Source organism: Herpetosiphon sp. NSE202 (genome assembly GCF_042688385.1).
Classification (GTDB): domain Bacteria; phylum Chloroflexota; class Chloroflexia; order Chloroflexales; family Herpetosiphonaceae; genus Herpetosiphon.
In genome coordinates this window covers 99,375-112,547 of record NZ_JBHUPY010000013.1, presented here as the reverse complement: position 1 = coordinate 112,547, position 13,173 = coordinate 99,375, and the positions used below count along the sequence as shown (strand labels likewise).

General features: G+C 52.6%; 12 protein-coding genes. 5 read left to right on the top strand and 7 right to left on the bottom strand.

Annotation, left to right across the window (positions count from 1 at the left end):
• The first annotated feature begins 8 nt into the window (after nucleotides 1–8).
• From nuoF to ACFMKP_RS16920, 5 genes are all read left to right on the top strand, one after another.
• Nucleotides 9–1,277: an NADH-quinone oxidoreductase subunit NuoF gene (nuoF, locus tag ACFMKP_RS16940; protein ID WP_382293398.1), complete on the top strand. Its 1,269-nt coding sequence runs from the start codon at nucleotides 9–11 to the stop codon at nucleotides 1,275–1,277.
• Between the two features lie 63 nt (nucleotides 1,278–1,340).
• Nucleotides 1,341–1,763 carry a GxxExxY protein gene (locus ACFMKP_RS16935; RefSeq protein WP_382293396.1) on the top strand — a complete coding sequence of 141 codons (423 nt, stop codon included), beginning with the start codon at nucleotides 1,341–1,343 and terminating at the stop codon, nucleotides 1,761–1,763.
• 95 nt (nucleotides 1,764–1,858) lie between these two features.
• Nucleotides 1,859–4,600, top strand: coding sequence for an NADH-quinone oxidoreductase subunit NuoG (nuoG, locus tag ACFMKP_RS16930; RefSeq protein WP_382293394.1), 2,742 nt, complete (start codon nucleotides 1,859–1,861; stop codon nucleotides 4,598–4,600).
• 3 nt (nucleotides 4,601–4,603) lie between these two features.
• On the top strand, nucleotides 4,604–5,677 hold the full coding sequence (gene nuoH / locus ACFMKP_RS16925) for an NADH-quinone oxidoreductase subunit NuoH (RefSeq protein ID WP_382293392.1): 1,074 nt from the start codon (nucleotides 4,604–4,606) through the stop codon (nucleotides 5,675–5,677).
• Between the two features lie 119 nt (nucleotides 5,678–5,796).
• Nucleotides 5,797–6,345, top strand: a complete 549-nt coding sequence (locus tag ACFMKP_RS16920; protein WP_382293390.1) for a GNAT family N-acetyltransferase — start codon at nucleotides 5,797–5,799, stop codon at nucleotides 6,343–6,345.
• A gap of 573 nt (nucleotides 6,346–6,918) precedes the next feature.
• Here ACFMKP_RS16920 and ACFMKP_RS16915 read toward each other — a convergent pair.
• The 7 genes from ACFMKP_RS16915 to ACFMKP_RS16885 all read right to left on the bottom strand — a co-directional run bounded on the left by ACFMKP_RS16915 (nucleotide 6,919) and on the right by ACFMKP_RS16885 (nucleotide 13,013).
• Nucleotides 6,919–7,809, bottom strand: coding sequence for an SDR family oxidoreductase (locus ACFMKP_RS16915; protein ID WP_382293388.1), 891 nt, complete (start codon nucleotides 7,807–7,809; stop codon nucleotides 6,919–6,921).
• 96 nt (nucleotides 7,810–7,905) lie between these two features.
• The gene (locus ACFMKP_RS16910; protein WP_382293386.1) at nucleotides 7,906–9,051 is read right to left on the bottom strand and encodes an NAD(P)/FAD-dependent oxidoreductase; all 1,146 of its coding nucleotides are present in this window, start codon (nucleotides 9,049–9,051) and stop codon (nucleotides 7,906–7,908) included.
• Nucleotides 9,048–9,434, bottom strand: coding sequence for a response regulator (locus tag ACFMKP_RS16905; protein WP_054534135.1), 387 nt, complete (start codon nucleotides 9,432–9,434; stop codon nucleotides 9,048–9,050). Before ACFMKP_RS16905 ends, ACFMKP_RS16910 begins: the two co-directional genes overlap by 4 nt.
• Nucleotides 9,435–9,559: 125 nt before the next feature.
• Complete coding sequence (locus ACFMKP_RS16900; RefSeq protein ID WP_204754295.1) at nucleotides 9,560–9,928, bottom strand: response regulator; 369 nt, start codon at nucleotides 9,926–9,928, stop codon at nucleotides 9,560–9,562.
• Nucleotides 9,929–9,940: 12 nt separating this feature from the next.
• Nucleotides 9,941–10,339 (bottom strand): hypothetical protein, encoded by a 399-nt coding sequence (locus tag ACFMKP_RS16895; protein WP_382293384.1) that lies wholly within the window; start codon nucleotides 10,337–10,339, stop codon nucleotides 9,941–9,943.
• A 139-nt stretch (nucleotides 10,340–10,478) separates the two neighbouring features.
• Nucleotides 10,479–12,011: a S1 RNA-binding domain-containing protein gene (locus tag ACFMKP_RS16890; protein ID WP_382293382.1), complete on the bottom strand. Its 1,533-nt coding sequence runs from the start codon at nucleotides 12,009–12,011 to the stop codon at nucleotides 10,479–10,481.
• A 204-nt stretch (nucleotides 12,012–12,215) separates the two neighbouring features.
• On the bottom strand, nucleotides 12,216–13,013 hold the full coding sequence (locus tag ACFMKP_RS16885; protein WP_382293380.1) for a VWA domain-containing protein: 798 nt from the start codon (nucleotides 13,011–13,013) through the stop codon (nucleotides 12,216–12,218).
• Nucleotides 13,014–13,173: the final 160 nt, after the last annotated feature.

The window sequence follows — 13,173 nt, the reverse complement described above, 5'->3', positions numbered from 1 at the left end:
GGGTGCTTATGCCTAAGACAGAAATCAAAGAACATATTGTGATGCGCAATCGCGATATTGAAAATATTCGCGATCTCGATGTGTATCTGGCAAATGGCGGGTATGCAATGGCCAAGCAAGCCTTGACCAGCATGACTCCCGCCGCAATTATCGACGAAGTAAAAAAATCGGGCTTGCGCGGTCGTGGCGGCGCTGGCTTCCCCACCGGGGTTAAATGGAGCTTCGTTCCCAAGGAATTAAACCCCAAATATTTGGTGGTTAACGCCGATGAGAGCGAGCCAGGCACGTTTAACAACCACGAAATTATTGACGAAAACCCGCATCAATTACTCGAAGGGATTGTCATCAGTGCCTTTGCAATTGGCGCAAACGTCGCTTATATCTACATTCGCGGCGAGTTTGCCTATGGCGCACGCTTCCTTGAGCAAAAAATTGCCGAAGCACGCGAACGTGGCTTAATTGGCAAGAATTTGTTTGGCTCAGGCTACGATGTGGAAATTTATGTCCATCGCGGCGCTGGAGCCTACATTTGTGGCGAAGAAACCGCCTTGCTCGAATCGCTCGAAGGCAAGATCGGCCAGCCACGCTTGAAGCCACCATTCCCAGCAGTCGCTGGTTTGTATGCCAAACCAACCGTGGTCAACAACGTCGAAACCTTGACCAACGTGCCACGGATTATCGAAAAAGGCGCTGATTGGTTCCGCTCGTTCGGTACCGAAAAATCGCCTGGCACTAAGGCTGTTTCAATTAGTGGCCACGTCAAAAAACCTGGCAACTATGAAATTCCTTTGGGGATCACGATTCGCGAGTTCATTTTCGATTGGGCTGGCGGCATGCGCGACCCAAATCTACCCTTGAAGTTCATCATTCCAGGCGGCGCTTCATCCAACTGGCTCACCGAGGAACACCTCGATTTGCCAATGACATGGGATGATATGGCCGCTGCTGGTACGATGCTTGGCTCAGGCGCGATGGTCGTACTCGATACCTCGGTTCCGGTTGTACGGGCTGCCTTGAAGGTCGACGAATTCTTCAAACACGAATCGTGTGGCAAGTGTTCGCCATGCCGCGAAGGCACGCACTTCTTGGTCAAGGTTTGGGAGCGGATCGACGAAGGCCACGGACGAGTTGGCGATATTGAGTTGCTGGCTGATGTTGGCAAGCAAATGCTTGGCAAGTGTTTCTGCCCACTGGGCGATTCGTCAGTCTCAGCGGTCAATAGCGCGATCAAGTTCTTCCGGCCTGAGCTTGATGCAGCGATCGATGCACAGCACTAAGATTTATTGATCGTTTCAGTTGCGATAGCCATAACGCACATTTTTAGCCACAGATTGACACAGATGACACAGATGACCATCGACTGGCATTGTGCGATTCAAAAAGGTGTCAACATGCCTAAATTTATACACGGTGATTTGACCTATACGCTTATTGGTGCTGCGATGGAAGTTCATCAGCAACTTGGGCCAGGTTTGTTAGAATCGGTATATCAAAAGGCTTTAGCATATGAATTACAACAACAGCATATTCTTTTTGTTGAGCAGCAACACTTGCCTGTTTGGTATAAAGAAATCGTTGTTGGCGATTTTATCGCAGATTTTGTGGTTGAGCAGTGCCTCATTGTTGAGATTAAAGCAATTGATAAATTGCATCCCAACCATGTTGCTCAAACACTCAATTATTTATCAATTATCCGATTAAGTATTGCGTTGCTGTTGAATTTTGGCAGTACATCATTACAATATAAGCGTTTGGTTCGCTAAATAATCTAATCTGCGCTAATCTGTGCTAATCTGTGGCTAAAAAGTTCGTGGCTAAAAATAATTGAAACGTACTTTATACAAGAAAGGGCAGCCTCATGCCTGATATGGTTACGTTGACGATTGATGGGCAGACGGTCTCGGTGCCAAAAGGCACCTTGGTCGTCGAAGCTGCCCGTCAGGTCGAAAATCTGATTCCGGTGTTCTGCTATCACCCCAAAATGGCTCCCGTCGGCATGTGCCGGATGTGTGTGGTCAAGGTGGGCACGCCCAAGATGGACCCAGCCACCCGCAAGCCAGTCGTTGATGCTGATGGCAAATCGGTGATTGCGATGATGCCGCGTTTGCAAACCGCCTGTACCACGCCAGTCAGCGAAGGTATGGTGGTGGTTACTCAAGATTCCGAAGTTGAGCACGCGCAACGTGGCGTTTTGGAAGCCTTGCTCACCAGCCACCCACTCGATTGCCCAGTTTGCGATAAGGGCGGCGAATGCCCATTGCAAAACTTGACCATGGGTTGGGGGCCGGGCAAAACTCGCTTCGACTACAACGATAAAGTGCACTTTGAAAAACCAGTGCCACTTGGCGATTTGATTTATCTCGACCGCGAACGCTGTATTTTGTGCGCACGTTGTGTGCGTTTCCAAGATGAAATTGCTGGCGATCCGGTGCTGGGCTTCTACAATCGGGGCCGTGCTTGGCACATCATCTCGCAATCCGACCCAGAATTTGATAGCAAGTTCTCAGGCAACACCACCGACATCTGCCCGGTGGGCGCGTTGACCTCAGCCGACTTCCGCTTCAAAGCTCGGGTTTGGGAATTGCAGCCAATTCCAACGGTCTGTAATCACTGCTCAGTTGGCTGTAACATGACCTTCGATACCCGCTCGAACGACATCAAACGGGTCATGCCACGCGAAAACGATGCAGTCAATGAAATTTGGCTGTGTGACCGTGGTCGCTTTGGCCATCACTTCAATACCAGCAAGCAACGCCTGACCACGCCATTGGTGCGCAAGGCTGGCAAACTGCAAGAAACAACTTGGGAAGAAGCCTTGAGCATCGTTGCCCAACAACTTGATGGCATTCGCAGCACCACTGGCGGCAAAGCCATCGGTGGTTTGGCAGGCACATCGTTGGCCAACGAAGATCTCTACGCATTCCAACGCTTCTTCCGCGAAACGCTTGGTTCGGCAAACATTGATCATCGCTCAGGCTCGGCCTTGGACTTGCCACTTGATGACGTTGGTGCCCAATATGGCATTCGCAGCGGTACCGATCTTTCGACCCTTGGCAAAGGCACGGTTGTGCTGGTATTTGGCGCAGATCCCGAAGAAGAAGCACCAGTTCACTTGCTACGGATTCGTGGCATCAACACCCGTGGCGGCAGCGTGATTACGCTCAATGGCCGCCCAACCAAGCTCGATAGCATCGCCAAGCACGCCTTGCGCTACAAATATGGCAGCGAAAGCGCTATTTTGGCCGCCTTGCTCAAGCCATTGCTCGACAGCACCCCAGCAGATGGCAAACGCGCGACCTTGCGCGGATTCAACGATTTGGTGGCCGCGCTCAAGGGCTTCAATCTCGATGAACAAACAGCTGGCATTAGCAGCGATAAGCTCAACGCGGTTGCCGAACTGATCAACAGCGCCGAAAACTTGGTGATCTTCTATGGTCGCGATGCCTTGACTGCTGGCGCAAGCGTGCCTGCTGGCTTGGCCAACCTCTTGGTGATGAGCCGCAAAGCTGGCGCTGCCAATAGCGGCTTGATTAGCTTGCTCAAAGGTGCGAATGCCCGTGGCGCGCTTGATTTGGGCGTGCGGCCAGACCGTGGGCCAAATTATGTAGCCTTGAGCAATGCAGGGCTTGATGCCAAGCAAATGCTGAGCGCCGCCCGCGAAGGCAAACTCAAAGCCCTGTATGTGGCAGGGGTTGATCCTGTTGGCGATAATCCTGCTGCCGCCGAAAGCTTGAAGAAACTTGGTTTCTTGGTTGTGCAAGAGCTGTTCTTGACCGAAACCGCCAAATTGGCCGATGTGGTCTTGCCAGTCTTGAGCGTTGCCGAGCGCGAAGGAACCTACACCAACGCCGAACGCCGTGTTCAGCGCTTCCGCCAAGCAATTCGCCCAACGATCAATGCTCGGCCCGACTGGCAAATTTTGCAAGCCTTGGCCAACCAATTGGTTTCTGAAGCAGTGCTGAGCGCCGCTGGTGGCGATAAGAGCCGCAAGCAAACCCGCCGCGAAGAAGATAAAGCGCGGGTACGCAGCGAATGGACGTATGCTTCGCCAGCAGAAATTTTGATGGATATTCAAGCCAATGTTGCTGGTTATAAAGGCGTGAGCTATGCCAGCTTGCAAGGCCCAACTGGTCAATGGGGCCGCCAAGCCAACGAAAACTACTATTTCGATGGCACTTCCTACCAAAATACTGGTGGCTTGGGTGTGCAATTGCCAGCAGCGGTCGAAACCAGCTCAATCCAAACCTTGCAGCCATTCAGTGTTAGCGCCCCAGCCAGCATTGCTGACCACCCATGGACCTTGGTTGGCGCAACCTTCTTGTATGATGATGGCGCGTTGCTGACTGACACCGACTTGCTGAATAACCGCAAAGCCAAGGCTGTGGTCGCGCTCAACCCAGTTGATGCCGATAAACTTGGGGTCAAAAATGGCGAGCGTGTGACCGTTAGCTCTGGTCGTGGCAGCCTCAGTTTGCCAGTTCACCGTACCAAACTTGCGCCCGAAGGCGTGGTCGTCGTACCTGTTGGGGTTAATAATGTGGGCTTGGTCAGCGTCGTCGAAGGTGGCGCAACGCCAGTAGCCATTCGTCGGGAGGCCTAGGCCATGCAAGATCGCTCACTATGGGTGATGATTATCCACGCTGTGGTATTAGCATTTGCTGCATTAACCAGCTTTGCTTATCTCACGCTGATGGAACGCAAGGTATTGGCGCGCTTGCAACATCGGGTCGGCCCTAATCAGGCTGGCCCCAATGGCTATTTGCAACCGCTGGCTGATGCTGTCAAGTTGATGTTCAAAGAAGATATTATGCCATCGACCGCCGATAAATGGGTCTTTACGATTGCGCCCATTTTGGCGACGATTCCGGCAATTGTAATCTTCGCGGTGATTCCGCTCGGCCCTGATTTGGTCGTGTTTGGCGAGCGCATTCCGTTGGCATTCGCCAGCTTGAACATTGGCTTGCTCTATTTCTTGGCGGTTACCTCAATCGGCGTGTATGGGATTACCCTCGCTGGTTGGGCCTCGAATAACAAGTATTCAATGCTTGGCGGCGTGCGTTCAGCAGCGCAAATGATCAGCTATGAATTGGCCTTTGGGCTTTCGGTGCTAGTTCCAGTAATGCTAACGGCCTCGCGCTCAGCAGATGGCTTTGGCTCGCTCGATTTGGTGCAGATGGTCAATGCCCAGGCTGGCACGTGGTTCGGCTTTATTCCCAAGTGGTTTGTCTTTACGCCAACCGGCTTTGTGGCCTTCTTCTTGTTCTTGATTGCGGCCACCGCTGAAGTGACGCGCGCACCCTTCGACTTGGTTGAAGCAGAACAAGAGTTGGTCGGTGGCTACGCTACCGAATATAGCTCGATGAAGTTTGCGCTGTTCTTCATGGCCGAATATATGAAGCTGATCGCCATGAGCGGCTTTGCAGCAACCATGTTCCTTGGTGGCTGGCGCTTCCCATACCTCGAAGACATTGCAGGCAATTGGGGTGCATTGGTTGGCTTTGTGGTCATCGCTGCCAAAATCTTCTTTTTCTTGTTCTTGTCGATTTGGGTTCGCGCAAGCTTGCCACGGATTCGCTACGATAAACTGATGGATTTTGGTTGGAAGCGCTTGTTGCCAGTTTCCTTGGCAACCGTTGTGGCTACCGCCGTGATTGTCGTCTTGACCAACCCACTCTAAACCAAAGCTTTGGTTGCAAGCACTGGTGGAGTAATTCCACCAGTGTTTTTTTGTCCCTGCAAGATTTTAGCCCACTCAAGGCTCATTCTTGCTAGCTTTTTCGATTTAGGAGAATGGCGATGCTTTTACGTCAAACTGAGCGGCTGCAACTGCATGTGCTTGAAGAATACGATGCGCCGCGTGTACTTGAGTTTTATCAGGCCAATGCCGAATTTCGCCGCGATTGGTCACCGACGATGGATGCCAGTTTTCTGACGCTTGAAGGCCAGCGCGAACGCTTGCGCAGCGATCGCATTGGGCGGGATCGCGAACAGGGCTTAGCCCTCTGGCTGACCGAAATCGATCAGCCAGCAATTATTGGCATGGCGGCCTTGCGCAACATTGTACGTGGTGCCTTTTGGTCGTGCCATCTTGGCTACGAAATTCATCAAGCCTACGCCAATCGCGGCTATATCAGCGAAGCCTTGCAGGCAGTGATTGAATATGCGTTTGTCGATTTGCGCCTGCATCGGATCGAAGCCAACATTATGCCGCGCAATCAACGCTCGATTCGGGTGGTCGAAAAGCTAGGCTTTGAGCACGAAGGCCTGGCGCGTAAATATCTCAAAATTAATGGCATCTGGGAAGATCATATTCATTATGTCTATTTAAACACAGCTGTTGAATAGGGATAAAGTCAAAAGTCAAAAGTCAGAAATCAGAATAGGCTATTGGCTATCGAAATAGTTCACATCATTCAGGCAATTAGTTTTTAACGCAGAGGCGCAGAGGAAACATGGCTACTGGCTGAAGGCTATGTGTAGTGGTACATCAGGTTAACCACTGCCTGATCCCCTCACCCCAACCCCTCTCCCATCCGATGGGCGAGGGGCTTTAATCGCATGGTTCTCCCGTACTGCGTGGTGAAAATGGATGCTCCCCCTCGCCCGCGTTTTCGTGGGAGAGGGGGCTGGGGGGTGAGGGGACACGGTTGCCAAGCCAATGAACCAGTACAGCTATAGGCTATAGATTTCAATGTTTCCAATCATATTCCGATAGCCCAAAGCCTAGAGCCAACAGCTAATAACCATTTTTTAGCCACGAATTACCCGAATTACACAAATCATATTCCGATAGCCAAAAGACTTCAGCCATTTCCCTTCGTGCTCTTCGCGGCTAAGTTTCATCCCTCATCCCTCATAATTCATCCTTACTCAGTTCTTTGCTCTATGTTCTCAACTTCATCCCTCATCCTTCATAATTCATCCTTGGGCAGCTTGTTCGAGCACTTTGGCGTAAAACGCACCCCAATTGGGCTGACGGCCATCGACATCGAAGAAACCATATTCTTCCATCAACGTCCACGAGGCCCACGTCTTGCCAGCCTTTTGCGCCACATTGGGGTCGCTGGCCAAGGCCACAATTCCGCGTCCAAGATAATAAGGTGTTTCGGATTCGCTATAATGCGGCTCTTTGGCAATCGCATCGCGCCAATTTTCCTCAGCCACGCCAAAGTGGTCGAGCATTTGCTCGGAGCGCAAAAAGCCTGGCGTTACTGCTAAGGCCGTTACGCCATGGTCTTTCAAATCTTCGTGCATGCCAACGGCGATGCGCATCACGCTGGTTTTAATCAAATCGTAGATGCTATGGCCGCGATAGTTGAGCGTATCGCCATCGGTTACTTCGATAATCAAGCCTTGGCCACGAGCAATCAGCAATGGCGCTGCGTAAAATGAGGTAATTAAGTGGGTGTCAATTGAATTGTGCAAGAGGTTCAGATTTTTGTGAATATCGCCTTCCCAGAACTTTTGGCCCCAGATCACTGCCGTCTCGCCGCCCCAAATATCGTTGACCACAATATCAAGCTGGCCTGCTTGTTCAGCGTCAATTCGTTGAATGAGTGCTTGCACTTGGGCCGAATCGCTATGATCAACTTGGATGGCAATGCCCTGACCGCCAGCAGCCGTCACCATCTCAGCAGTATCGTCGATCGTTTCGGCGCGATCAATTGGTGAGCGTTGAGTACGCGTGGTGCGGCCTGTACAATAGACGGTTGCGCCAGCCTCGCCCAAGCTGACCGCGATTCCCCGCCCACAACCACGGGTTGCCCCAGCCACCAACGCCACTTTGCCTGCCAAAGTTTTGGTTGTCATCCGCGAGATCCTCCTAAAACAACAATCGCACGAACATCGAGTGTAGTACACAACGTACATTCACTCAACGGTCATGCGACCGATGTTTGAGCCTGATCAGATGAACAGGTGGCGAGTTTCGACAAAACGGCGAGCGCTAAACAGCGTCGCTGGCGTGCCAGCCAATTCGGCCAGCAGCTCATCGGCGGCAACCAAGCCTAAGCCAAGCCCATGGCCGCTAAAGCCCACCGCAAAGCCAATTCGCTCGTCGCGGCGCAAACGCCCCACTAAAGGCCGATGATCGGGCGCAAAGCCCATCGTGCCCGCCCAACGCCGCTCAATCGGCGCATTGATCGCCTCAGGAAAGTGGCGCTGCAAAAAGCCATCAAGCAAGGCTTGAATCATCGGCGTGGTGCAATCAGCAAAAGTCTGTTCTTCGGCAATGGCGCGATTGCGAAACCCGCCAATGACTAAATTACCAGCAGGCGTTTGCTGAAAATAGGTAAAGCCATAATCGCAATAACAGGCTTGGGCCAAAATTGGCTCGATGGGCGCAGTTGCCAACAATTGGCCACGAGCTGGAATGACCAACGAGCTAAATTCTGGCAATAGCAAGCCTGTCCAGGCGTTGGTTGCCACCAAAACCTGTTGGGCCAGCCAATTGCCAGTGCGGGCACGCACCAACACACCGTCGGCAGTTGATTCGAGCGCATAGACTTCGCTGGCTTCATACAACGCTGCGCCGCTTTCGCGTAACAGTGCTTCGGTCAACAGCGCTGCCTGAATCGCGCCATCATCGGGATTGTGCAACGCGCCCCAGAACCCCCGCTTGGTTGGATCTTCTGCGTGCCACTCGGTGGCAAAGCCATCCTCGTGCATCATGCGTGCTGCATTGGCTAGCTCGGCATGTTCTTGCTCGCTATAGGCAAAAATCAACGAGCCACAGCGGCGTACTGGCGAGCCAAGTTTGGTCGCCCATTCAATCATCAGTTCGCGATTGCGAATTGTGGTGCGCCACAAGGCTTGCGCCAAATCGCGGCCATACTCAGCGCAGGCCGCCTGATACGAATTGGCAATTCCAGTCAGCAAGAGGCCGCCGTTGCGCCCTGAAGCGCCGCCAGCAACGTGACGGGCATCGAGCACAACCTCGGCCTTGCTTTGTAAGGCTAAGTACGAGCCAATTAAGCCCGCGCCAATCACCAAGGTCTTGACAAGCGTGGGCTGGGCTGTTGGCTCAGGAGTTTGCCACAGCCCAACACTCATACCTTGCCCAGCACTTCCTTGATAATTTGCTCCAAGCGATCAAGCGAGAACGGCTTAGTCAGGAAGTAATCCACGCCAGCGGTGCGGGCGGTGCGCTCGACTTCTGGGGTAGCATAAGCAGTAATAATAATCACCTTCGTATCGGCATAATCTTGCTTGACCACTTGGGTAAGTTGGGTGCCGGTCATGCCAGGCATGTTATGGTCGGTGATCAACAAAGGGCATGAGCGTTCGGTCAGCACCCCTAGCGCATCTTGAGCACTATTGACCGTGACGATATCGTAACCGCCGGTCAAATCGCGCATAATCCGATGCAAAATGATCAAGATATCAGGTTCGTCCTCAACCAAAATAATAGCAGGGTTGCGAACAGCATTTGTCATTGTCGCCTCCACAAAGGTACCTCTAAGCGAGCGTCATTAACCCATTTCGGGTGCAAACGTGTAGCCATAAAAACAGATGCAGTATAACGGATAGCGGCATCTTAGGCAATGCACGCTAGCAGTACTTAGCCTGCACTCTGAGGCCGCACAAGGGTAGCAATGAGGTTGGGTAGATCACTACTAAATTTCGAGTTAGCCACCACCCGATCACAACCAGCGGCCCGGGCGGCTTTTTGGCGCTCAACATCAACGTGTGAACCAAAGGCCAGCACTGGCAATTGCGGGTCAAGCGCTTTGGCGGCCTGCACCAAGGCGCTTGTCGCTTCGCTCTCGCTGCGCAAATCAACAATCAACAAGCCCAGATCGGCGGCTAAAGCTTGTTGGGCAGCGGCTAAACTATCGGCCACAATTGCTTGATAGCCGAGTTGTTGCAGCACGTCGCGCACGCGAATCCCAAACATTAAATCTGGCACATAGGCCACAATTGTTTGCATAGCTAAAAATCCTTATTCTAGCGAGCTTTTTTGCAAGGTGCGTTTGGCAATATAGTTTGCCACCAACGCCGCCCCGATGGTTGCCACACATTGGGTAATCAGCATCGCCAAGCTATAATTATTTTGCTCCAATGGGGTATCGAACAACATCAGCAAGCCCCAACCACCAACCAATGCCCCAGCAGGGGTTGGGTTTTCCAGCGATAAACGGCCTGCAACCCCACCACCAATCATGGTCATCAATGCGGGCAAGATCAACGCCACAACAATGTGTAGCGGATTGGTCAATTGAATATCGTTGGGTGTATCAATACTGAGGGCTGCATAACCGAGTGGCACGATTAACATCGTCAGAAAATAATCGACCATCCAACCAGCAGCACTAGCCCAAATCATGCGAAACGTCCGCATGGCATTCAATCCTCACAGCATAAAATCCAGTAGCTATCAAACGTCGCTACGATTTAATAGGTTGCACTAAGTATACGCTTAAATGCCAACAGGGACGAGCCAAACGCTCATCCCTGTTGATGTTAAGCAGCAGAACGAATTAGTCTTCTTGTGAATCGCGCAAGGTGCGGCGAATTGCATCGCGGCGAGCACGTGATTCACGGTTTTCAAATCCGTCTTCTTCTTGTTCTTCAGGCTTTTCGTAGCGGCGGCGAGCTGAGCGACGATCGTCGTGGCCCGAACCAAACTTCGACAACAAGTCGTCGAGGGTTGCGTTACCACCAAAATCTTCTTCTTCCGTGACACCAACGCTATAAATTTCTGGTTCGCGGGCTGGGCGATCGCGGCGTTCGTTGCGGCGGCCACCACCAGCGTTGCCGCCAGCGTTACCACCAGCGTTGCCACCACCACGACGGTCTTCACGCGCAGCTGGGTTAGTCCAGTCGCGATCCAAGCGTGATGAGCCACTGGTTGAGATTGGGGTGGTTGGGGCTTCTTCAACCCGCATGGTCAAGCTGATCCGTTTTGAATCGGGATCGACTTCCAAGACGCGAACCTTGACTGGATCGCCAACTTTAACCACATCGTCAACTTTGCCAACCCGACCTTCGGAAAGCTCTGAGATGTGGACCAAACCATCGCGGCCAACGCCAAGGTCAACGAATGCGCCGAAAGGAGCAATCCCGCTGACTTTGCCATCAAGCACGGTGCCTGGGGCGATCACATCCAAGTTTACTTCGCGGCGGCGTGGGGTTTTTGGCCGTTCTTGGAAATCTTCCTTGGCGCGGCGCAAGCTCAAGCTAATGCGTTGAGCGCCAGTGTCCACTTCCAACACGCGGAAGGTGTAGCTTTGGCCAACGGTGACTGCATCTTCGGCTTTTTCCACACGGCTTTCTGAAAGCTCTGAAATGTGGACCAAACCGTCTTTGCCAACACCGATGTCAACGAACACGCCGAATGGCGCGATGCCATTAACCGTGCCATCAACCAAATCGCCTGGCTTCAATTCGCCCAATTTGTCGTTGTTGACTTCTGGGCGCTTGGGAGCGCGGCGGCGGCCTTCTGAACGAGGCGAGCGCATTGTCAAGCTAATGCGGCGAGCATCAGGATCAACACTCTTGACCCGAACTTTGACCATATCACCAATTTGCACAACATCGGTTGGCGATTCGATGCGTTGGTCGCTCATTTCTGAGATGTGAACCAAACCATCGCGGCCAACGCCGATATCAACAAACACGCCATACAGAGCGGTGCTGGTGACGCGGCCTTCAAGTTCCATGCCAGCGTGCAAATCGGCCAAACGACGTGGCGTGGTGCCATCTTCGTCGCCGCTTGGTTCAAAGGTTGCGCCAGCTTCGTCGGTGGTTTCTTGCGTCGTTGCTTCAGTAGCTACTTCGCTCGTTTCGTCGCCACCACCTAAGCCAACCCGCTCTTTGACATCAGCCAAGACTTCGCTTGCTTTTTCGCGCGCTTCAGCCAATGCTTCGCCAAGATCTTCCTTCACTTCAGCCAGTTCTTCCTTCACTTCGGCGACTACTTCGCGAGCCTTGTCGGCCAGCTTTTGCAATACGCCTTCTTTTTCTTCCTCTCCACCGTTAGTCGCGCTGACATTTTGCGCTTCGTCCGTCATTCGAGCAGCCTCCATAGCAGATCATTGCGTTTCCAACCCAATACCGCATTCGCGATCTAGGGATTGCCATGTTGGGTGGCATACCAATTCCTAGACCGTGCCATCAAATCCAACTCATGGTGCTTCAGCTCAATGCTTGTGGGGAAACGCTACATTCACAAGCATCAGAGCAAAGACCAAAATGTATCGGCGAGCTACACAGATTTAGATTTTAATCTGTGATAATTCTTGGTGTGAGCGTACCAGTTCGGCAAGGCCAACACTCAGTTCTTCCAGCTGATAATACGAGCCATTCAAGCGATCAGCCAATTCTTTGGCCAAGCCGCGATAGAAATTTGGCAATTCGGTATCAATCACCACCGTCGGAATCTGTTGGCTGGCGATAAATTCGGCCAGTTGGTAGGCTTCTTGTTGTGGTGGCTGGCCAGTCATCGAGACATTGGCATGGCCATCAGTCAACAACACCATCAAGGGTAAAATTTCGCGATCACGCAATTTGGCGCGGGCAAGCAATTCAAAGCCTGCCATCATGCCACGGCTCAACGGAGTTTTGCCCCCGGTTGGCATGGTGCGCAACCGTTGTTGCGCCATTTCCACGCTGTTGGTCAACGGCAAAAGCACCGTCGCCCGATCGCGGGCAAAACTCACCAATCCAACCAAATCGCGCCGTTGATAGGCATCGCGCAGTAGCGAGAGTACCGCAGCTTTGGTTGCTTGCATCCGCGTTTCCGCTGCCATCGACCAGCTTGCATCAACCACAAAACAGACTGCGTTACGCGTCCGCCGCACGCGGACTTTTTCGCGTAAATCGCTACGATGTAACACCACCGCCCGTTTGATATGCGGCTGGCGGCGTTGACGCTGAAATGGTGCTGCCACCCGCAACGTCGCATCAAAGGCCACATCGGTTAATTGGCCGCGTGGCACGCGACTGGTAATATAGCGACCTTGCTTGCGCTCAGTTCGCGTGCGCGTGCGACGACCACCGGCCTTGCGGCGCATCGAGTCAGCTTGGCTTTCCAAACGCTTGGGGCGATATTCTTGGGCAATGTTGAAAACTTTGCCATCGCCTTTTTCTGCTTGGCTACTACTTTGGGGTGGCGAGCCTTTCGGAGCCCCAGTCGGTGGTTCTTCATCGCCCGCTTCTTCGCTATCGCTGGAC